At 70.7% G+C, this 21,637-nt stretch carries 18 protein-coding genes and 1 pseudogene; 15 read left to right on the top strand and 4 right to left on the bottom strand.

From position 1 onward, the window contains the following. The 11 genes and pseudogenes from D474_RS0111760 to D474_RS0111705 form a co-directional block, all read left to right on the top strand. Nucleotides 1-727 (top strand): annotated as a pseudogene (locus D474_RS0111760) (molybdopterin-dependent oxidoreductase); the annotation flags it as partial. 56 nt (nt 728-783) lie between these two features. Beyond that, nucleotides 784-2,097, top strand: coding sequence for an NADH-quinone oxidoreductase subunit NuoH (gene nuoH, locus D474_RS0111750; protein ID WP_193373998.1), 1,314 nt, complete (start codon nt 784-786; stop codon nt 2,095-2,097). Beyond that, nucleotides 2,090-2,638 (top strand): NADH-quinone oxidoreductase subunit NuoI, encoded by a 549-nt coding sequence (gene nuoI, locus D474_RS0111745; RefSeq protein ID WP_017575851.1) that lies wholly within the window; start codon nt 2,090-2,092, stop codon nt 2,636-2,638. The genes nuoH and nuoI overlap by 8 nt, the downstream gene beginning before the upstream one ends. After that, nucleotides 2,635-3,612 carry an NADH-quinone oxidoreductase subunit J gene (locus D474_RS0111740; RefSeq protein WP_017613763.1) on the top strand — a complete coding sequence of 326 codons (978 nt, stop codon included), beginning with the start codon at nt 2,635-2,637 and terminating at the stop codon, nt 3,610-3,612. The genes nuoI and D474_RS0111740 overlap by 4 nt, the downstream gene beginning before the upstream one ends. Further along, on the top strand, nt 3,600-3,899 hold the full coding sequence (gene nuoK / locus D474_RS0111735) for an NADH-quinone oxidoreductase subunit NuoK (RefSeq protein ID WP_017575853.1): 300 nt from the start codon (nt 3,600-3,602) through the stop codon (nt 3,897-3,899). Before D474_RS0111740 ends, nuoK begins: the two co-directional genes overlap by 13 nt. A 17-nt stretch (nt 3,900-3,916) precedes the next feature. After that, nucleotides 3,917-5,863, top strand: a complete 1,947-nt coding sequence (gene nuoL / locus D474_RS0111730; protein ID WP_017613762.1) for an NADH-quinone oxidoreductase subunit L — start codon at nt 3,917-3,919, stop codon at nt 5,861-5,863. Further along, complete coding sequence (locus D474_RS0111725; RefSeq protein WP_017613761.1) at nt 5,864-7,501, top strand: NADH-quinone oxidoreductase subunit M; 1,638 nt, start codon at nt 5,864-5,866, stop codon at nt 7,499-7,501. Next, a complete protein-coding gene (gene nuoN / locus D474_RS0111720; RefSeq protein WP_017613760.1) occupies nt 7,498-9,156 on the top strand; it encodes an NADH-quinone oxidoreductase subunit NuoN in 1,659 nt (552 codons plus the stop codon). The genes D474_RS0111725 and nuoN overlap by 4 nt, the downstream gene beginning before the upstream one ends. A gap of 153 nt (nt 9,157-9,309) precedes the next feature. After that, on the top strand, nt 9,310-10,314 hold the full coding sequence (locus D474_RS0111715) for a polyprenyl synthetase family protein (protein ID WP_017613759.1): 1,005 nt from the start codon (nt 9,310-9,312) through the stop codon (nt 10,312-10,314). A gap of 257 nt (nt 10,315-10,571) precedes the next feature. Next, nucleotides 10,572-11,246 carry a hypothetical protein gene (locus tag D474_RS0111710; protein WP_017613758.1) on the top strand — a complete coding sequence of 225 codons (675 nt, stop codon included), beginning with the start codon at nt 10,572-10,574 and terminating at the stop codon, nt 11,244-11,246. Between the two features lie 41 nt (nt 11,247-11,287). Next, nucleotides 11,288-11,899, top strand: a complete 612-nt coding sequence (locus tag D474_RS0111705) for a hypothetical protein (RefSeq protein WP_017613757.1) — start codon at nt 11,288-11,290, stop codon at nt 11,897-11,899. 64 nt (nt 11,900-11,963) lie between these two features. Here the strand turns inward: D474_RS0111705 and D474_RS0111700 are convergent, their stop codons facing one another. The 4 genes from D474_RS0111700 to rarD form a co-directional block, all read right to left on the bottom strand. After that, nucleotides 11,964-12,197, bottom strand: a complete 234-nt coding sequence (locus D474_RS0111700; RefSeq protein ID WP_017613756.1) for a hypothetical protein — start codon at nt 12,195-12,197, stop codon at nt 11,964-11,966. Nucleotides 12,198-12,476: 279 nt separating this feature from the next. Continuing rightward, on the bottom strand, nt 12,477-12,653 hold the full coding sequence (locus D474_RS32680) for a hypothetical protein (protein ID WP_017613755.1): 177 nt from the start codon (nt 12,651-12,653) through the stop codon (nt 12,477-12,479). Nucleotides 12,654-14,525: 1,872 nt separating this feature from the next. After that, complete coding sequence (locus D474_RS0111685; RefSeq protein ID WP_017613753.1) at nt 14,526-15,605, bottom strand: hypothetical protein; 1,080 nt, start codon at nt 15,603-15,605, stop codon at nt 14,526-14,528. A gap of 119 nt (nt 15,606-15,724) precedes the next feature. After that, nucleotides 15,725-16,840, bottom strand: a complete 1,116-nt coding sequence (gene rarD / locus D474_RS28405; RefSeq protein WP_017613752.1) for an EamA family transporter RarD — start codon at nt 16,838-16,840, stop codon at nt 15,725-15,727. Between the two features lie 104 nt (nt 16,841-16,944). Between rarD and msrA the strand changes: the two genes are divergently transcribed. The 4 genes from msrA to D474_RS0111660 all read left to right on the top strand — a co-directional run. Continuing rightward, complete coding sequence (gene msrA, locus D474_RS0111675) at nt 16,945-17,604, top strand: peptide-methionine (S)-S-oxide reductase MsrA (RefSeq protein ID WP_017613751.1); 660 nt, start codon at nt 16,945-16,947, stop codon at nt 17,602-17,604. 559 nt (nt 17,605-18,163) lie between these two features. Then, nucleotides 18,164-18,778 (top strand): hypothetical protein, encoded by a 615-nt coding sequence (locus tag D474_RS0111670; RefSeq protein ID WP_239647048.1) that lies wholly within the window; start codon nt 18,164-18,166, stop codon nt 18,776-18,778. A 259-nt stretch (nt 18,779-19,037) separates the two neighbouring features. Further along, a complete protein-coding gene (locus D474_RS0111665) occupies nt 19,038-20,408 on the top strand; it encodes a uracil-xanthine permease family protein (protein WP_239647047.1) in 1,371 nt (456 codons plus the stop codon). A 61-nt stretch (nt 20,409-20,469) separates the two neighbouring features. After that, on the top strand, nt 20,470-21,637 hold a 1,168-nt coding region (locus tag D474_RS0111660; RefSeq protein WP_017613748.1), incomplete at its 3' end, for an amidohydrolase family protein.

The raw sequence follows: 21,637 nt of genomic DNA, 5'->3' as shown, positions 1-21,637 counted from the left end.
CGGCGCCAGCCGGTGAACTCGACGCGCTCGTCATCGCCGGCGTCGAGCTCGACGACCTGCCCGACCCCGAGGCCGCCCGCGCGGCGCTGGCGCAGGTGCCGTTCATCGTGAGCCTCGAACTGCGGGCCGGCGCCGTCACCGACCGGGCGGACGTCGTCCTGCCCGTGGCCGCCGTCGCGGAGAAGTCCGGTACCTTCGTCGACTGGGAGGGGCGCCACCGCCCGTTCGGCGACGCGCTCAAGGTGCCCGGCGCCCTCTCGGACCTGCGGGTTCTGTCCGCCGTCGCCGACGCCATGGACGTGCACCTCGGGCTGCCCGACGACGCCACCGCCTACCGCGAACTCATGGAGTTGGGGACCTGGGCCGGACAGCGGGCACCCGCCCCCGCCGCCAGGCCCGCCGATGTGCCCGAGCCCGCCTCGGGACAGGCCGTCCTGTCCACGTGGCGCCAACTGCTCGGCACAGGGCGCATGGAGGACGGCGAACCGTTCCTCGCCGGAACCGCCCGGCCCGCCCGCGCTTACCTNNCGCCGACGGCGGGAGCCTGCGTGTCACCGGCGCCACCGGATCGGTGACCGTCCCCGCGATCGTGACCGATATCCCCGACCGGGTCGTCTGGCTCCCCGCCAACGCCCAAGGCTGCGACCTGCGCCATGACCTGGGCAGCCACGCAGGGGAGACGGTCGAGCTGGCCACGCCCACCACCGACGCCGGGAGGCAGCAGTGACCCCCGCCGCTCTCGATCCGCGCGCGGCCCACCTGGCCTCGGAGAGCACCCTGGAGATGTTCGGCAACGACCCGTGGTGGATCACCACCATCAAGGCGTTGGGCATCTTCGTCTTCCTCATGCTCTGCGTGCTCATGATGATCATGGCCGACCGCAAGGTCATGGGCCGTATGCAGCAGCGCCACGGACCCAACCGGATGGGCCCCTTCGGGCTCCTTCAGTCCCTGTTCGACGGCATCAAGCTCTCCCTCAAGGAGGACCTGATCCCGCGCGGGGTCGACCGGTTCGTCTACATCGCGGCGCCGATGATCGCGGCGGTCCCCGCGTTCCTGGCGTTCGCGGTGATCCCCATCGGGCCCGAGGTGAACATGTTCGGGGTCATGACCCCGCTCCAGCTCACCGACCTGCCCATCGCCGCACTGCTGGTGCTCGCCACCGCCGCGCTCGGTGTCTACGGGTTCGTGCTGGGCGGTTGGGCCTCGCAGTCCCCGTACGCCCTGCTCGGCGGCCTGCGCGCCTCGGCCCAGGTCATCAGTTACGAGATCGCCATGGGCCTGTCCTTCGTGGCGGTCTTCATCATGGCGGGCACACTCACCACCTCGGGGATCGTCGCCGCCCAGGAGAACGTGTGGTTCGCGGTCCTGCTGCTGCCCTCGTTCCTCATCTACATCGTCACGATGGTCGGCGAGACCAACCGCCTGCCGTTCGACCTGGCCGAGGGTGAGGGCGAGATCGTGGGCGGCTTCATGACCGAGTACGGGTCGATGAAGTTCACAATGTTCTTCCTCGCCGAGTACGTCAACATGTGCACGGTCGCCGCGGTGTCGGTGACGCTGTTCCTCGGCGGTTGGTACGCGCCACCCGGTGTCACCGCGATCTTCCCCGGCGCGAACGAGGGCTGGTGGCCCGCCCTGTGGTGGCTGCTCAAGTTCGCCGCCGTCATGTTCCTGTTCATCTGGGCCCGCGGCAGCGTGCCCCGAGTGCGCTACGACCAGCTCATGAAGCTCGGGTGGAAGGTCCTCATCCCCATCCAGCTCGTGTGGATCACCGGCGTGGCCGTCGTGCGCATGCTCGTGCTCGACGGTGCTTCCCCGGTGGTCATCGCGCTGGTCGTGGCCGCCTTCACCGTGGCCACACTCGCCTCCTTCTACGCCTGGCTGCGCCACGTGCGCCGCGAGCGCACCGAGGAGAACCGCGAACGCACCGAGAACGCACGCAGGGCTCACAGCGACCCGTCCTTCGGCGGGTTCCCGGTGCCCCCGAGCACGGCATCGCACTACGGCAGCAGTGTGCTCGCCGAACCGCCGCGGACGGCCACCGCCGCCGCTGCCGACCGCAACCAGAAGGGTGAGGAGGTTTCCGGTGCTTGAGTGGCTCAACCCCGTGAAGGGATTCGGTGTCACCTTCCACACGATGTTCAAGAAGGTGCCCACCGTCGAGTACCCGGAGGTCAAGCGCCCCACGGCGCCCCGCTTCCACGGACGTCACCAGCTCAACCGCTGGGCCGACGGCCTGGAGAAGTGCATCGGGTGCGAACTGTGCGCCTGGGCCTGCCCCGCCGACGCGATCTATGTCGAGGCCGGGGACAACACCGACGACGACCGGTACTCGCCGGGCGAGCGCTACGGTCGCGTCTACCAGATCAACTATCTGCGCTGCATCCTCTGCGGTCTCTGTGTCGAGGCGTGCCCCACGCGCGCCCTGACCATGACCAACGAGTACGAGATCGCCGACGACAGCCGCCAGAGTCTGATCTGGACCAAGGAGCAGCTCCTGGCCCCCCTGAAGGAGGGCATGGAGGAGCCGCCCCACCCCATGCGCCTGGGCGAGACCGAACAGGACTACTACGCCACCGGACGCGGTGAGCACGGTTCGCAGGGCACGGCCGAGGACGCGGAGGCCCTGCGTTGAACCCGTTCGCTCCCGCTTCCCCCGTGACCGCCCTCGCCGCCCCCATCGGCGGGGGAGAGGCCGGCGTCTTCTGGGTGCTGGGCACCATCGTGGTGCTCGGCGCCCTGGGCGTGGTCTTCTCCCGCAAGGCCGTGCACTCGGCCATGTCGATGGCGCTGGCCATGGTCGGGCTGGCGATCTTCTACGGCATCAACGAGGCACCGTTCCTCATGGTCGTGCAGATCGTCGTCTACACCGGCGCCGTGCTGATGCTGTTCCTGTTCGTACTGATGCTCGTCGGCGTCAGCTCCGCGGACTCCCTCGTGGAGACGCTCAGCGGACAGCGCCTCATGACCGCCGTGGTCGCGCTCGCCTTCATCGGCGCGCTCGTCACCGGTATCACGCGCATCAGCGTCGGCGACCCCGCCGGGATCGCCGGTGGCGCGGCAGCGGCCGGGGGGAGCATCCCCTGGATCGCCAGTGAGCTCATCCTGCGTTACCTGGTGGCTTTCGAGGCCACCGCGGCGCTGCTCATCACAGCTGTGCTCGGCGCGATGGTGCTGGCCCACACCGCCCGCACCAAGAAGCGCCGCACGCAGCGGGAGATGTCGGAGGACCGCATCCGCGGCGACCACCCGACCCCGCTGCCCGGCCCCGGCACCTACGCCCGGCACAACGCCATCGACATGCCGGCGCTGCTGCCGGACGGTTCGGTCTCCCAGCTCTCCCTCAACCCGGTCCTGACCGCACGCGACCCCGAGTACCAGTCCCAGGTGCCCGACGAGGTGCGGGCCGGCCGGGCCGCGCTGCCGGGCGGCGGTTCCGACCCGACGGCCCTCAAGGAGGCAGAACCCACCGAGGCCGACGAGCACACCGGTGACGACGGCTCGCGCGGCGCGCCCCCCGCCGGCGGTGAGGCCGCCGAGGGCGGCGACACCGGGGAGCACGACGAGAACGGCAACGGGCAGGAGGTCGAGTCCTCGTGGACCCGATGAACTACATCGTCCTCGCGGCGCTGCTGTTCACCATCGGCGCGGTCGGCGTCCTCGTGCGCCGCAACGCGATCATCGTCTTCATGTGCGTGGAGCTCATGCTCAACGCCTGCAACCTGGCGTTCGTCGCGTTCGCCCGGATGCACGGAGACATCGAGGGACAGGTCATCGCCTTCTTCGTGATGGTCGTCGCCGCAGCCGAGGTGGTCGTGGGCCTCGCGATCATCATGCAGATCTTCCGGACCCGCAGGTCGGCGTCGCTCGATGACGCCAACCTGCTCAAGAACTAGAAGGCGACGTGGCAGTTGTGACACAACATCACGCGTACCTCGCCGCCGAACCCGCGGTGGCGACCGCCGCCGACAGTCCCGTGCTGTCCTTCGCCTGGCTGCTGTTCGCCCTGCCCCTCGCGGGTGCGGCGATCCTGCTGCTGGGCGGACGGCGCACGGACAAATGGGGCCACCTGTTGGCGACGGTCCTCCCGATCGCCTCCTTCGCCCTGGCGGCGCTGATCCTGTTCGACCTGCTCGGCCGGGCCGGCGATGCACGCAGCGTCTCCGTCCCCGTCTACGAGTGGTTCGCCGTCGGGGACTTCTCGGCGGGAGTCAACCTCCTCGTGGACCCGCTCTCGATCAGCTTCGCCCTGCTGATCACCTTCGTGGGTTCACTCATCCACGTGTACTCCATCGGCTACATGGCCGAGGACCCCGGTCGGCGCCGCTTCTTCGCCTACCTCAACCTGTTCGTCGCCGCCATGCTCGTGCTGGTGCTGGCGGACAACTTCGTGCTGCTCTTCCTCGGTTGGGAGGGCGTGGGCCTGGCCTCCTACCTGCTCATCGGGTTCTGGCAGTACAAGCCCACGGCCGCCACCGCCGCCAAGAAGGCGTTCCTCATCAACCGGGTCGGTGACCTGGGCCTGCTCGTGGCGATCATGATCATGTTCGCCGTGCTCGGGGCGGTCAGCTTCAGCGAGGTCTTCGCCGCAGTGCCCGCCGCGAGCGACGGGATCCTGCTGGCGATCGGTCTGCTGCTGCTCCTGGGTGCGTGCGGCAAGTCCGCGCAGCTCCCGCTCCAGGCATGGCTGCTCGACGCCATGGAGGGCCCCACGCCGGTGTCCGCGCTCATCCACGCGGCCACCATGGTCACGGCCGGTGTGTACCTCATCGTGCGTGCCGGCCCGATCTTCGAGGGCGCCCCGGTCGCCCAGACCGCCGTGCTCGCGGTCGGTGCGGCCACCATGCTCGCCGGTGGCATCATCGCCTCCGCCAAGGACGACATCAAGAAGTCCCTGGCCGGGTCGACGATGAGCCAGATCGGCATGATGGTCCTGGCCGCCGGGCTCGGTCCCGCCGGTTACGTCGCCGCCATCGCCCACCTGATCACGCACGGCTTCTTCAAGGCCGGACTGTTCCTGGGGGCCGGCTCGGTCATGCACGCCATGAACGAGGGCGTGGACATGCGGCGCTACGGGGGACTCGCCCCGAAGATGCCGATCACCTTCGCCACCTTCGGGCTCGGTTACCTGGCCATCATCGGTGTCCCGCTGCTGTCGGGCTGGTGGACCAAGGAGAGCATCATCTCCGCCACCTTCGGAGTCGGCGGCACCACCGGGCTGGTCCTGGGCAGCGCCGTCATCGCCGGTGCACTGCTCACCGCGTTCTACATGTCGCGGATGGTCTTCATGACCTTTCTCGGCAAGCCGCGCTGGGAGGAAGGGGTCCACCCCCACGAGTCGCCCGCGAACATGACCGTGCCCATGGTCCTGCTCGCCATCGGCTCGCTCGGACTGGGCGCTTTCCTCATGCTCGGTGACCGGTTCGCCGGTTTCCTGGCCCCCGCGGTCGGCGCGGAGGTGCACCACTTCTCCGTGGCGCACGCCCTCACCGCCCCCTACGGCGTCGCCGCCCTGGTAGTGCTCGTCCTCGGTGTGGCCGTGGCCTGGGCGCTGTACCTGCGCAAGCCGGTGGCACGGGACGCCCCGAAGGGCAGCTTCGTCACCGTCGCCGCCCGCAAGGAGCTGTACGGCAACGAGATCAACGAGGGCCTGTTGATGCGCCCCGGCCAGGTGCTCACCAAGGCCCTGGTCACCATCGAGGACAAGGTCATCGACGCCGCGGTCAACGGCCTCGGTACCGGGGTCCTCGACTCCTCGTCCGGGCTGGGCCGGGCACAGACCGGGTTCGCCCGGAGCTACGCGCTCACCATGCTCTTCGGCGCCGTCATCGTCGCCGCGACGCTGGTTGTGAGGTTGTAAATGATCCCCTGGCTCACCATCGCGATCGCGCTTCCCGCGGTCGGCGCGGTCGTCGTCTGGGCACTGGCCCGGGCACAGGCGCCCGCCGCCGACACGGCACAGAGGCGCCGGAGCGAGGCCGCCACCGGAGGCGGCACCGACACCATCACCGAGGTCCGCCCCGCTGGGCCCGCGGCCGTCGGCGCCGAGAACGCCAAGCGTGCCGCGTTCGTGTTCTCCCTGGCGACCCTGGCCGTGGTCGCGGCCATGGCCCTGCGCTTCGACACCGGAGCCGGCGGGCTGCAGTTCGAGCAGACCCACGAGTGGATCCCGCGCTTCGGGGTGCACTACGCGGTCGGCGTCGACGGCATCTCTCTGGTGCTGATCCTGCTCTCGGCCGTGCTCGTTCCGCTGGTCATGCTCGCCGCCTGGCGGGAGCACGACGACCGCGAGGACGGCGGCGCGGGGTACTTCGCGCTCATCCTGGCCCTGCAGGCCATGATGGTCGGTGTCTTCGCCGCCGCGGACGTGTTCCTGTTCTACGTCTTCTTCGAGGCCATGCTGATCCCGGTCTACTTCATGATCGGGCGCTACGGCCGGGGCGAACAGCGGGCCGGCGCCGCGGTGAAGTTCCTGCTGTACAGCCTCGCCGGCGGCCTCATCATGCTGGTCGCCGTGATCGGTGTCTACGTCGTCGGCGGCACGTTCCTGTGGGTCGACCTCGTCGGGCCCGGCGGCGCCCTGGCCGGTATCGAGACCGAACTGGCCGTGTGGCTGTTCCTCGGCTTCTTCATCGCGTTCGCGATCAAGGCGCCGATGTGGCCGGTGCACACCTGGCTGCCCGACGCCGCCCAGGCCTCCCGGCCCGGGACCGCGGTGCTGCTCGTCGGCGTTCTCGACAAGGTCGGCACCTACGGCATGCTCCGCTACTGCCTGGAACTGTTCCCCTCGGCGGTGTCGGCCTTCGTGTGGCCCGTCGTGGCGCTCAGCCTGGTCAGCATCGTCTACGGCGCGATCCTCGCGATCGGCCAGAGCGACATGATGCGCCTGATCGCCTACACGTCGGTGTCCCACTTCGGGTTCATCACGCTCGGCATCTTCGCGCTGACCGAACAGGCCCAGGCGGGCGCGGCCCTGTACATGGTCAACCACGGGTTCGCGACCGGGGCGCTGTTCCTGGTCGTGGGCTTTCTGATCGCACGCCGCGACAGCGCGGAGATCGCCGACTACGGGGGTGTGCAGAAGGTCGCCCCGCAGCTTGCCGGGGTCTTCCTCGTCGCCGGCCTCGCCGGACTGGCCCTGCCCGGGCTGGCCCCGTTCGTCAGCGAGTTCCTCGTGCTCGTCGGGGTCTACGCCTTCAACCCGGTCGCGGCCGTCGTCGCGGTCGTCGGTGTGGTGTTGGCCGCGCTCTACATCCTGTGGATGTTCCAGCGCGCCATGACCGGCCCGACCCCCGAGCACCTGTCCGGTCTCAAGGACCTGAACCTGCGCGAGAAGTGGGCGGCCGGACCGCTCCTGGCGCTGCTCATCGTGTTCGGCCTGTACCCCCAGCCGCTGCTCGACGCGATCGACCCGGCCGTCGAACGCACCGTGCAGATCGGCACGGAGGATGCCTCGGCCACTGACGGCGCCACCGCCGAGGAAGGAGGCGAGGGGTGACCCCCTTCGAGACCGACGAGGGCCTCTCCGGCCCCGTCATCACATCAGAGGCGCCCGTCCTGGACTGGTGGCTGCTCGCCCCGTTCCTGGTCGTCTTCGGCGCCGGCGTGCTCGCTGTGCTCTTCGAGGCGTTCGTCCCGGCCACACGGCGCCGCGGCCTGCAGATCGCCACCGCGTCCCTGGCGCTGCTGGTGACCTTCGTGCTGCTCGTGCTGCAGGTCGGAACCCTGCCGGAGGAGGGAGCCACCCTCGTCGCCGGGGTGCTGGCCGTGGACCGCACCGTCCTGTTCTTCCAGGGCACCATCGCGGTGCTGGCGCTCATCAGCCTGGTGCTCATCGCGGAACGCCGCGACGGGCGCGACGCCTTCGCCGCCCAGGCCGCGACGGTGCCCGGCAGTGAGCAGGAGCGCGCCCACATCATGGCGGGCTCCCAGCACACCGAGGTCTACCCGCTGGTGCTGTTCGCGGTGCTGGGCATGCTCATGTTCCCGGCAGCGAACGACTTCCTCACCATGTTCATCGCCCTCGAGGTGATGAGCCTGCCGCTGTACCTGCTGTGCGGGCTGGCCCGCCGCCGTCGCCTGTTCTCGCAGGAGGCCGCGGTGAAGTACTTCCTGCTCGGCGCGTTCTCCTCGGCGTTCTTCCTGTTCGGGATCGCCATGGTCTACGGGTACGCGGGCAGCGTGAACTTCGCGGAGGTGCGCGCGGCGGCCGAGACCGGGGGAGCCCCGATCTTCGAGGACGGCAACGGCGAACCCCTCCTGCTCATGGGGATCGGCCTCGTCGCGATCGGCTTGCTGTTCAAGGTCGGTGCCGTGCCGTTCCACAACTGGAAGCCGGACGTCTACCAGGGCGCACCCACGCCCATCACGGCGCTCATGGCCTCCTGCACCCTGGTGGCCGCCTTCGGGGCCCTGCTGCGGGTGTTCTTCGTCCCCTTCGGCGGCTCCTTCGAACTGTGGGAACCGATGCTGTGGACCGTTGCGGTGCTGACGATGGTGGTCGCCGCGGTCGTGGCCGTCACCCAGCGCGACGTCAAGCGCCTGCTGGCCTACTCCTCGGTCGTGCACGCCGGGTTCATCCTCACCGCCGTGGTCGCCGCCAGCACCGACGGGCTCGCCGGGGCCATGTTCTACCTGGCCGCCTACGGGTTCACGACCCTGGGCGCGTTCGCGGTCATCACCCTCGTGCGCACCCGCGACGGGGGACAGGAGCTCGGCGACATCGACCGCTGGGCCGGGCTCGGCCGGCGCCATCCAGGGCTGGCCGGCGCGCTGTCGCTCTTCCTGCTGGCCTTCGCCGGTATCCCGCTCACCAGCGGTTTCATCGGCAAGTTCGCGGTGTTCGAGGCCGCCGTGGCCGCCGGGGCGACGCCGCTGGTGATCGTGGGTGTGCTCAGCAGCGCGGTGACCGCCTTCTTCTACGTCCGGATCATCGTTGTGATGTTCTTCCGGGATCCGGAGGAGGAGGGCCCGACCGTGGTGCCCGCAGGCATGCTCACCGGCGGTGTCATCACCGTGGGCGTGGCCGCGACGCTGACGCTCGGTGTGTTCCCGGGTCCGGTGCTCGACACCCTCCTGCCGTCGAACGAGGCCGGCCCCGAACCCGTCTCGGTCATGGTCGACGAGGCGTCACTGGAGCGTACGGCCCCGTGACGGGGCTGCGGTGCCCGACCCGGGTGGTGGCTTTGGTTCACCATTCCGGGTCGGATACCGTGGCAAGTCGGATCATGTTCATGTGCTGTGCACGCGCGGTCGGCTCCCCCTCAGGGGCTGTGCGCGTGCCCGTTCAACAGGTGGAGCTTTACGGTGAGCGGTGCTGTCCCGAGCGGGTTTCTCGCTCTGCCGAGAGTCGACCCTTCCCTCGCCCGTGAGGTGCAGGACGACCTCGACAAGGTCGAGGCGATGCTGGCGGACTCGGTGCGCTCCACCGACCCCCTGTTGACCGAGGCAGCCTCCCACCTGTTGGACGCCGGAGGCAAGCGGTTCCGCGCGATGCTGGTACTGCTGGCCGCCCATTTCGGCGACCCGAAGTCCCCCGACCTCATCCGCGCTGCCGCGGTGGTCGAGCTCACCCACGTGGCGACCCTCTACCACGACGACGTCATGGACGAGGCCGAGATGCGCCGCGGCCGTACCAGCGCGAACATGCGCTGGGGCAACAGCGTCGCGATCCTCACCGGCGACTACGTCTTCGCGCAGTCTTCCACGATGCTCGCCGACCTGGGGACCGAGGCCGTGCGGCTGCAGGCCGAGACGTTCGCCCGCCTGGTCAAGGGGCAGGTGCGCGAGACCTCCGGGCCGCAGGCCGGGGCCGACCCGCTCGACCACTACCTGCAGGTCATCAGCGACAAGACCGCGTCGCTCATCGCCTCCTCCGCGGAGTTCGGCGGCATGTTCGGCAAGGTCGACCCGGAGACCACCGGGACCCTGACCCGCGCCAGCGACGCCCTCGGCATGGCCTTCCAGCTCGCCGACGACATCCTGGACGTGGCCGGCCACCCGGACGACTCCGGCAAGACCCCCGGTACCGACCTGCGAGAGGGTGTACTCACCCTCCCGATGTTCTACGCCCTGCGCTCGACCGACCCGGCCGACGAGCGGCTGCGCTCCCTGTTGGGCCGCCCGCTCGACGACACCGAGGCCGAGGAGGCGCTGGCCCTGCTGCGCCCGCACCCGGCCATGGACGAGGCCGCTGCGATCCTGCACGGGTGGGCGGACCGGGCCCGCGCGGAGCTGGCCACCCTGCCCGAGGGGCGCGCGCGTGAGGCGTTCGAGTCCCTGTGCGACTACGTCGTGGAACGCACCGGCTGAGACAGCCGCACGTCGGACCCCGGAGGCGGTCTCCGGGGTCTTTTTCGTGTGCGGGGGCGGACGGGGTGTGCTCCGTGCAGCGGCTCCCGGGGGTCGGTCCCGGGACCGGTAAACGCGCTGCGGGGTGAGAGTTCTCCAGACATACGGATACCCGGGCTCCGGCCTGCACCTTCGGCTTCGCAGGGGTTCAAGGGAGCGGAGCCGGCGTTTGACCCGAACCTTCGGGGGCAGCCCCTGGTCCACAGGAGGTGCATGCGGTGTATTCCGGAACCGTCGTCGCCGTGTCGGCCGTGGTCGTGGCTCTCCTTCTGCTGTTGGGCGGGGTGTACCTGCTGTGGACGTCGGTGCTGCCTGCCCGGCGCACCGCCCGCTTGCGGGAGCGCTTCGGCGACGAGTACGACCACGCGGTGCGCGAGCACGGTGGACCCGCCGCCGCGGAGCAGGACCTGGTCGAGCGGCTGCGGCAGCGGTCCGCGACCGACCTGCGGGACCTCACCGACGAGCAGCGGGAGAACCACACCCACGCCTGGGCCGAGGTGCAGCAGGGGTTCGTGGACGACCCCGCCGGGGCCGCCCGCCGTGCCCGCCGCCTGACCGACACGATCATGGCCGACCTCGGTTACCCCGACCGGGGAGAGGGCGACGACGCGTTCGAGCAGCGGGCCAAGGACCTGTCGGTGGACCACCCCGGGGCGGTCGCTGATTTCCATCGCGCGCACGCGGCCGGGCGCCTGGCCGAGGCGGACCGGGCGCGCACCGAGGACCTGCGCGAGGCGTTGGTGGCCTACCGGGGGCTGGTGACCGCCCTCCTGGGCGGAGCGGTCCCGGGACCGGCGGAGAAGACGGAACGAGCAGTGGAGCGAGGGGCCGACAGAGGATCCCCCGAGAGCGGAGACGGCCCGGTGAGCGGGGCAGGATCCGCGGAGCGGTGACCCGAGGGCGCCGGGGCTCCGGCGCCGGGAGGAGGCGCACGATGGCGGAACGACCGGCGGGGACTGCAGGAGGCGGCGAGCGCACGGACACGTCCGGGACGGGACAGGAGGGCCCGGAGGAACGCGCGGACCGGACCGGGGCGGCCGAGGACCAGGTGGCCGGGTCCGGGGCGGCCGAGACGGGCGGCACGCCCTCTTCGGGCGGGGAGGGGCCCGGGCACAGGCCGGTGCGCCGCAAGCCCGCACGCAAGAACCGCCCCCTCACTCCTGCGAGGGAACAGGGGCCGGCGCAGCGGGCGCCGTCCCGCCGTGATTCTGCCGGGCCCACCCCGCAGGGGGCGGCGGAGAAGGCCTCGGGACGGCCGTGGGAGGGCGAACCGTGGCGGGTCGTCCCGCGCGGCATGGACCTCGCGCGGGTGAAGGAACGGTGGACCGGGGCCCAGGGCGGGTTCGTCGACGACCCCGAGCAGGCGGTACGCGATGCGGACGCGCTGGCGGCGGAGGTCGCGGAGGCGGTCGTCGAGGGGATCGAGGAGCGCCGCGCGCGGTTGCGCGCCGTCTGGGACGCGGGGCCCGGCGAGACGGACACGGAGTCGCTGCGGCTGGTGCTGCGGGAGTACCGCGCCTACGTGGAACGCCTGACGGGGGACTGACCGGGGGAGGCCGAACCGTCGGACGGACGCGCGTTCGGTGGGGTGTCGGGGGTTCGGGCCCGGGTCAGCGCCAGGTCCAGGACTCCCGTGCGGCCTCCTGGCTCAGCCCCGCGGCGCGGGCACGTTCCTCACGCGCGCGCCCCTTCTCCAACCACTTGCCGATGCGCTCCTCCATGCGCTGCTCGGCGGGGGTGAGCGGAGAATCGGGGTCGGAAGCGGAGTGCTGCTCCAACGCGGGTTCGTGGTCGCGGCCGGTGTTGTCGTCCGGACCGGACCCCTTGTCGGACGGCTTGTTCATCGTCGTCGTCACCACACCTAACGTTGCGGCCCCGCCGTGCGGGGCGGCGTGCCGTGTCCGGTCCTCGACTGCCTCGGGTCGCCGGGGAGGCCCGGGCCGCCCGTGGCACCTGCCCGAGGGCAGAGGGTTCCAGAGTAGAGCGGGAACGCCCTGCTGTCAGGGGGTCTGCGGAATCGGCCGGACGTGGACGCGCCCGAGCGGTAAGCCCGCCCGCCACGTGACCGGCCTCGCGCGCGACCGTGCCGACGCCACCGGACATCCTTCCGAGGGTTCCGGGCGTCAGTCCTGGGGGCCGGGACCCCATTCGGATTCGTCGAACAGGTCGAACCGGTGCCCGGCCCGTTCCTGGTCCGCCTGGCGCTCCCGGAGCCCGCGCGCCTGGATCTCGTCCAACCGCCGTTCCTCCTCCGTCAGCGGTTCGTCGTCGGGGTCGACGTCCTCGCGCTCGTGGTTCATCCCGGTGCCTCCTCGCGTTCCGGTGCGGGTGCGTCACCCCGATTCGATCATGACTCAGGTCACTCGCGCTCGGGAACGGTGTTGTTCGTCCCGAGTTCCGTGCGACCAAGGTCCTGAACCGGGACGAACGTGCGGCGCCGCCCGGCATCGCCGGACGGCGCCGCAGACCGTGTTCAGGGGGCCGAGCCCTGGCAGCGTCGGCCCGAACCCCCGGGGAACCCCCGGAAAGAGCCCCCTGCACGGGTGTCAGCTCACGACGGGCAGGGCCTCCGAACCGGGCAGGTCGGTGACGGTCGGGTGCTCGACCATGCCCTCGGGCGTCTCGGGCTCCTCGGTCCCGCCGGAGATGCTGACGGGGTCGCTCAGGTCGATCTCGTGCACCAGGTCGGTGCCCTGGCCCAGCCCCTCGGCGAGGTCCTCGACGGTCCCGGCGTCCACACCCTCGGCGACCTGCGGCAGGCCCAGCTCGGAGGTCTGCGGCAGGGTCTCCTCGACCTCCCCGGCCACCGGTTCGATCGCCTCCAGCGCCGGCTCTAGGTCGGTGTCGGCCGGGTCGACGCTCGCCTCGGAGGCCGGTCCGTTCAGGGAGAAGGTCTCCACGCCCTCAGGGGTGAGCCCGTCGGTGGCCGACTCCGCGGCCCCGCCCACGTCCGCGGACCCACNCCCGGGGAGCCCCTCCTCGTCCTCGGCAGCCGTCTGCGGGAACGTCTCGTGCCCGTCCCAGTTCGGGTTGCCGACCATGCCGAGCACGTCCTCCTCGCCGAGGCTGACGTAGTTGTCGTCGGTGACCGGGTTGGACTCCATGACGTCCTGCACCGAATCGGGCGTGCGCACCCCGAACGCTCCGGTCAGGTCCCAGACGTTGGGGGCCTGGGGCGCGGTGGCGCTCTGCTGCACCGTGGACCCCTGGTCCAGCGGGTCCTGCAGCACCTCTTCGACTTCCAGGGAGTTCTCGGCGGTCAGGTCGGACAGCTCGCCCGACTGCGGCAGGCTCGGCGCACCGATGCCGTCGGCCGCCTCGCCGGGCAGCGCGGTGACCTGCTCCAGGTCGTCGGCCTGTGGCACGACCTGGTCGCGCACGTCCATCACGGTGTGCGCGGCCTGCGGGACGACGGTGGTCGCGGCGCCCTCGAGGGCCTCCCCGGCGCCGTGGCCGGCCTCCTCCAAGCGCTCTCCGGCCCCGTGCGCGGTCCCCTCGACCGCCTCCCCGGCGTCGTGGCCGACCGTGTCGTGCGGGTCGCCGTCCAGGCCGGTCATCTCCTGGCCCTCGGACAGCGTGTCACCCAGCGTGGACGTCGGGTTGGGGGCGTCGCCGACCGGGGTGGGGACCTGTTCCTCTCCCTCGGGCAGGGCCGTGCCCAGGTCCGGTGCGGGCTTCTCGGGGTCGTCCGCGGTCTGCTGGAGCTCGTCGAGGGCATCACCGGCGGCGGGTCCCGCACCCGTGGGCACGAGGCTGTTGACGCTGGGCGCGACGTTCTCCACCAGCAGGCGCTCGGCCACGGGGCCGATCTCCTCGGTGGTGGACTCCAGGGTGTTGGGCTCGAGGGTGTCGGCTCCGGCGAGACCGGAACCGAGGGCGACGAAACCGGCCGTGCTCGCGGCGAGCAGGGCGGTCCTCGCGGTGAAGCGTCGGGACTGCGACATGGGTCTTCCTTCCCTGGTCGGACAGTTCTGCGTGGTGTGTTCGGGGCGGCCGCTCGGTGTAAGAGCGGCCGGGGCCACAGCCGGTCGGCGCGTCGGAGGCGCATCGGACCACCGGCTGACGTGAACCCCGTGAACATCGGCACGGGACTCAGGTCAGCCCCCAGGAAGCAGGGAGTTACGGCTGGGGGCGGGTCCGCGCGGGCGTGCTGCCGCGGCGTGCGGGCGCCGCTAGTCGGGGGAGACCGTGGGGTCGTCGGCGGGGTCGGAGGGCACCCCGTGCGGGGCGTCCGACGGGGCGCGGACGGCGGTGGAGTCAGGGCCGGCAACGGAGGAGGAGGTCAGGTACCCGGCGACGCCCGGGGCTGCGGCACCCGCGGCCTGCGCGGAGGTGTTCGGCGCCGAGGCCCAGGGGGACGAGCGGTGGTCGTCCCCGCCGGATCCGGGCTCGGCGTCCGGGGCGCTGTCGTTCCCCTGGGCGCTGGGGTCGGCGTACGCGGAGGCGGGTGCGGACGCGGAACCGGCCGGGGGCCCTGTGCTGTCCGGGGCGGTTTCCTGAGCTGCGCGGGTGTCGGTGTCGAGGCGGTCACTGCTGTCGCCGTGCTCGCCGCCCCCCTCGTCGTCGGACGGGTCGGTGGCCGAGCGGTCCGCGAGGTCGTCGGGGGAGACGAGGTCCTGACCGGTGACGGCGGAGGCGAGGCCGGTGCCGGAGCTGTTCTCGGTGGTGTGCTCGAGGCCCTCTACGACCCGGCGCGCACCCTCGCCGACCTCGGCGACCGGGAGCCCGGCGTCGGAGAGTCCGCTGTCGGAGGGGTCGCCGCCGTCGGGAACGTCCGAGGGGTCGTCGAGGCGCTGGTGGACGGAGTCGAGGGTGCCGGTCACGGGTGCGGTGAGCTCGCTCGTGACACCTTCGGCGACCCCGTTGCCGGCCTCGTCGCCGTCGATGGGGTCCGGAGAGGGTTCGGAGGGCTGCGAGCGGGGTGCCTCCTGCGCCGGTGCGGTCTGGTCGGCCCCGGTCACAGCGGCCTGATCGGCGCCTTCGGCGTTGCGGTCCGAGCCGGTTCCGGGGCTGTCGTCCGTGCCCGGGCGGTCTCCGACATCCCCGTCGCCGTCGCCGACCACCCCGAGCGCTCCTGACTCGGAACTGCCCGTGGCCCCGCTCAGGTCGAGCGCGTGCGCGGGCGCACCGCCCAGGAACCACAGGACGGTGAGGAAACCCGCCGCGAGCAGGGGGGACAGAACGGCCGCGGTGGCCGGACGCACGGAGGTGACCACGCGCGGGGCGTGGGCCGTGCGGCCGGCGTCAGCCATGGGAGGGCCTTCCGGGGGAGCGGTACGGTCTGCGCGGGCATCCCGCGCCTGCGACTGCACGTTAGCATAACGTCACCGATCGTAGTTTCGGTTTTCCGGAACCCGGGTAGCCCGCCCGCTCACTCCGAGGACGCAGGCGGGCCCTCGCAGCGGGTCCTCCGATCCTCCGCTCCCGCGGGCGGAGGCGTCTGCCCGCCCCGGTCGGCCGACGTTCCGCCCGGCGAGGGGCGCGCCTGCCGGGGATGCGGGCCGTCCAGGGGTTCCGGGCGCCGCGCGGGTGCAGGTGCGCCCGGGGTGTCCGGAGAACCCGGAACGCCCTCCGCATCCGGCAACCCGGGGGTCTTCCGCTCGTTCCGGGCCTTGCGCTGGCTCCTGAGCTGGTCGAAGACGAATACCGACAGCGCCAACCACACCAGGAGGAACCCGGTCCAGCGGCTCGCGGGCATCTCCTCACCCTGGATCAGCCATCCGATGAGGAAGATTCCCGTCGGTGCGATGTACTGCAACATCCCGATCACGCTCAGCGGGACCAGGCGCGTGGCCATCCCGAACAGCAGCAGCGGCAGTGCCGTCACGAACCCGCCGCCGATCAACAGCACCGTGTGCGCGGCCGACACCGAGAACGTCGTGCCTGCGCCCGTGGCCTCCAGATACACCACGAATCCGAGCGCCGGCAGGAACATCACCAGGGTCTCGACGGTCAGGCTCTGGGTCCCGTCGAGGTCCACGTACTTTTTCACGGCGCCGTACGCGGCGAACGACGACGCCATGAGCAACGACAACCACGGCGTCGCACCGTAGGCGGTCGTCATCACCACGACCGCGATCGTGCCGAGGGCCACCGCCACCCACTGCAGTGAACGGAGGCGCTCGGCGAAAAAGACCATGCCCAGCAGCACCGACATCAGGGGGTTGATGAAGTAGGCGAGGGAGGCCTGGAGGGTCTCCTGGATCGAGACGGAGTAGATGAACCCCCACCAGTTGAGGGAGATCAGGACCGCGGCGGCGGCCACCGGCAAGAGGCGGCGCGGCTCACGCAGGACCGGGGGCAGCCACCCCCAGCCGCGGCGCGTGACCACCAGGATCACCGCCATCGCGAGCAGCGCCCACACCATGCGGTGGGCGAGTACCTCGGAGGGTTCGGACGCAGAGAGAAGGGGCCAGTACAGGGCCGCGAAGCCCCAGAACAGGAAGGCGCTCGCACCCAGGAGAACGCCGCGGTTCGAGTCGGGCATCCTGTGATCCTAGGACTGCCCCGGTTCTTTGTCTGCCCCCGGCCCCGACCCTGTGGACAGCCAGGGACCCCGCCGCTCCCTTGACCGGCGGATAGCCTGGAAGCATGTTCGGGAGAAAGACGACCATGGTCGATCCAGCCAACGCCCTGCCAGGCAGGGACACCCCGATGCCGGTGCCCGAGCGCCACACCGTTCTCGGCACCCCGCTCGCCCCGCCCTATCCCGACGGCGCCCAGATCGCCGACCTCGGTATGGGCTGCTTCTGGGGCCCGGAGCGCGTCTTCTGGCAGTTGGGGGCAGAGGGCGGCGTCATCACCACCGCCGTGGGTTACGCGGGCGGTTACACGCCCAACCCCACCTACGAAGAGGTGTGCTCGGGTCTGACCGGGCACACCGAGGCGGTCCGAGTGGTCTTCGACCCCGACCGCATCTCCTACACGGAGATCCTCAAGATCTTCTGGGAGGGTCACGACCCCACCCAGGGGATGCGCCAGGGCAACGACGTCGGTTCGCAGTACCGGTCGATGGTCCTGTACCACGACGACGCCCAGCGGGAGGCGGCCGAAGCCTCGCGCGACGCGTTCCAACCGGTGCTGGAGCGTTCCGGCTACGGGCGGATCACGACCGAGATCGAGCCGCTGCGCACGTTCTACTTCGCCGAGGACTTCCACCAGCAGTACCTGGACAAGAACCCGGGCGGATACTGCGGCATGGGCGGGACCGGGGCGAGCTGCCCCATCGGCGTCGCCCGCACCGACGGCTGAGCCGGGTCGGCCCGGGGCACGTTGCTCCGGTTGCCCCGGGCGCGTGGCCACGTCCGCACACGAAGGAGCCCCGGGCGTCTGCATCGCAGGCGTGACCGGGGCTTTGTCGTGTCCCATGCCGGAACGGCAGGCCCCGTACCGGCGGCTCTGCCCCCGGGACTCGGAGACGCCGCACGCACCCCCCGTGTCCCACCCAGGCCTGACGAGCCCCGGGCACTCGCATCGCATGTGAGTGCCCGGGGCTTTGCTCGTTCGGGGCTCGTGCGGGGTGGGTCGGGCCGGTCTTCCTCTTGTTCTCTTGACCCGGCACGTGACCTCCGGTTGCCCTCCGGAGGTCTTCGGAGCCGGTTCCGGCCCGGGTGCGGCCGGCGGGGTCGCGGGGGTCGGAGAGCCGGATCGCCTTGTGTGCGGGCAGACCTGCATGTACGTCCTCAAGAGGCGGCCGAGTAAGACGCTGTGAGAGCCGTGCACGGTTGCTCGTGTGGGGAGTTGTGTTTCACACGTGCCCGATGTGGTGTCAACCACTACCAAAATCCAGGTCACGCCCTACATTGCACACATGCCTTTTATCGAATCGATGCCGAAGTTTGTGTTTACTGCGACATCGGGCGTGCTGCTCAGCGGCGGCCTGCTCCTCGCAGGACCTGGAACCGCAGCCGCTGACGAGAGCAACGAGGACAACGACGGCTGCATGTCCGTCGACATGGACCTCAACGGTGCCGACGGCGACTTCTCCGAGGAGGCCGAAGAGGCCGCCGACGACCTCAACGACGATTTGACCCAGGACATGGCCGGCAACATGGACGCGCGCACCGCCACTTGCGCCAAGGAGGTCGTGGAGGCCTCCAAGGACCGCGACATGGACCAGGAGGCCGCGGCCATCGCCATGTCCACCGTCATTGTCGAGACCCACCTGAACAACTACAACGGCGGCGACCGCGACAGCGTCGGCCTCTACCAGCAGCGCGACCACTACGGCTCGCCCGACGACCGCCTCGACGCCGGGTGGGCCACCGACGCCTTCTTCGACGAGCTGGAGGTCGTCTTCCCCGACGACAGCTGGAAGGACGAAGCCGGCGGCACCGTCGCCCAGGACGTGCAGCGCTCGGCCTACCCCGACCGCTACCACCACCAGATGGACGACGCCGAGACCATCGTCGAGTACCTCTGGTAAGAATCACCCCGATGCAGGCATAGGAGCGTGTGGTCCCCGCTCTCGCGCGCTCCCCGACCCCGGGCCCCGGTTCACATGAACCGGGGCCCCTTTGTGTTCGCGGTCAGGGCGGGCCGGCGGTGTGCTGTCGTCGGCCGTCTTCACCGTCCCCTTGACGCTTCCGTGGTGTCCGCGCATACTCATGGCCAAATCGATTTGGCCAATGCGGGGCAAAGGCCGAACAGATCGCGTCGTCCCTACGACGAACGGAGCCCGACCCGTGTCAACGACCCCCCGACACCCTGTGGACGAGTACCGCCCCTACAGCTCCATGGCGCTCTTCGGTTTCCAGCACGTGCTGGTCATGGCCGCGGCCCCGATATCGAGCGTCTTCATCATCAGCGCGGCCCTCGGACTGACCACCGAACTGACCGTCAACCTCCTGGCGGCAGCCTTCGTGCTCTCCGGCATCGGTTCAGTGCTCCAATCCCTGGGCCTGTTCGGCTTCGGAGCGAAGCTGCCCTTCGTCATGCTGCCCGGCGGTGCACCCGTCGTGCTCTTCATCGCCATCGCCCAACAGCACGGTGCGAACACCGCGGTCGGCGCGGTGATCATCACGTCGCTCTTCTACTTCGTCGCGCTCCCGGTCTTCTCCAGGCTGCTGAAGTTCTTTCCGGCCCTGGTCATCGGGACGATGATCGTGATCGTCGGGATCAACCTGGTGAAGATCAGCGCGTTCCTGGTGACCGGAGAACCCGGCGATCCCGACTTCGGAGACCCCGGGAACCTGCTGCTGGGTATGGCCACCATCGGCTTCACCGTCCTCTTCTTCTGGCTCTTCACCGGGGTGCTCCGACAGATCGCCGTCATGCTCGGGTTCATCTGCGGCACCCTCCTGGCCGTCACCATGGGCGAGACCGACTTCAGCGGCGCCACCGACGGCGGTTTCGTCCAGGCACCGCAGGCCATGCCCTTCGGTGTCCCGGAGTTCAGCCTGCTCGCCGCGCTGCCTCTCCTCATCTACAGCCTGGCCTCCATGGCTGAGACGACGGGTCAGACGGTCGTCAACGCCCAAGCCGTCGGCAAGGACATCGACATCCGCCGGGACGCGCCCCGAACCATCCGGGCCGAGGCCCTCACCTCTCTCACCGGCGGATTCTTCGGGACACCGCTCATGGTGTGCAGCGGGGAGAACATCGGCATCATCCGTGTCACCGGGGTCCGCAGCCGCTTCGTCACCGCCACGGCCGGGGTGATCCTCGTCGTCATCGGGTTCGTCGCACCGATCACCGCTCTGGTCAGCGCTGTCCCGGCCCCCGTCGTCGGCGGTACGGCCATCCTGGTCTTCGGCGTGGTGATCGTCCTCGGCATGCAGATGCTGCAACGTGCCGCCCTCGACGACCACACCAACGCCTTCATCATCGGCACGGCACTCGCACTCGGACTGCTGCCCATCCTGGTCCCCGGGATGTACGAGGCCTTCCCCGACAACGCCACGATCCTCCTGGAGAGCGGTGTCGCGGTCAGCGCCGTCAGTGCGGCCCTGCTCAACGTGCTGTTCCACCACGTCCGGCCCCGCCTCCACCGCAACCGACAGGAGCAGCCGGAGGCGGTCGGCCCAGCGGACCCGGGCCCGTCCTCCACGCCATGAGCGGGGCCGGACCCGGCCCGTCCCGCACCGTTCCCGACACCACCCGAACAGAAGAGGAACCATGGAGACGCTGAGTCCCCACCACCTCGACACCGACCCCTCGCTGCTGGTGCCGGAGGTGTTGATGCTGGCCGACGGCCCGGTGGCCGACCATGCAGTCGTGGTCGCCGGCGGGGAGTTCCGCGCCGTCGGCCCCGTCGAACAGGTGGCGCGCGAACACCCGCACCTGACCCCCGTGCGCCTCGACCGCCACCTGCTCATGCCGGGGTTCGTCGACGCGCACCACCACTTGACGCAGTCCTTCGGTACCTCCCTCGCCTTCGGGGAACCCTCGGAGATCTTCCGCCGCGTCTGGGTCCCGCTCGAAGGGGCGCTCGACGAGGAGACCGCCTACCTGGCAGCCAAACTCGCGGCCCTGGAATCCCTGCGCGGCGGTTTCACCACGGTCGCCGAGGCCGGGACCCGCGCGCCCGTCGACGCCCGGGTCGTCGGGGGAGCCGCCTCGGACGCCGGGATCCGGTGTGTGCTCGGACGGGTCTGCTCGGACCCCGGAGCGTCCTCCCTCACCACGACCGAGCCCTTGGCCGCGGCCGAGGACCACCTTTCCCGTTACGAACACCACCGCCTCGTCCACCCCTCCCTGGCCCTGCCGACCCCCGATTCCGCCACGCAGCACACCCTGGGTGCCGTGGCCGCGCTGGCCCGGGAGACGAACACGGTGCTGCAGGTCCACGTCAACGAACACCTCGTGGGGGTTGAAGGCAGCCTGCTCCGCCACGGCCGGCGACCACTGGAGCACCTCCACGCGGCGGGGGCGCTCGGGCCCTGGCTGCTGGGCGCGCACGCCACGCTCGTCACACCGCACGAACTGTCCCTGGTGCGCGAGACCGGGGCGGCCATCAGCTACAACCCAGTGGCCAGCGCTTGGAAGGGCAACGCGGTCGCACCGGCGACGACGATGGCCGAGTCCGGTATCAGGTTCGGTCTGGGCACCGACGGCACACGCGGGGACGCCTTCCGTCTGGTCGACTCCGCCGAGACCGCGCAACGGCTGACACTCGGACTCCACACGGGCGACGCGTCGTGCGGAGGGGGATGGACCTGGTGGGACCGGGCCACTCGCCTGGGCGCCGACGCGGTCGGGCTCGGCGCTGTCACCGGGCAGATCGGGCCGGGCAAGGCGGCCGACTTCCTGCTCGTCGACCTCGCCGTCCCCGAACTCGCCCCGT

Source organism: Nocardiopsis salina YIM 90010 (assembly GCF_000341025.1).
Classification (GTDB): Bacteria; Actinomycetota; Actinomycetes; order Streptosporangiales; family Streptosporangiaceae; genus Nocardiopsis; species Nocardiopsis salina.
The sequence above is the reverse complement of the archived record's forward strand: the minus strand, read 5'-3'. Positions and strand labels throughout refer to the sequence as shown.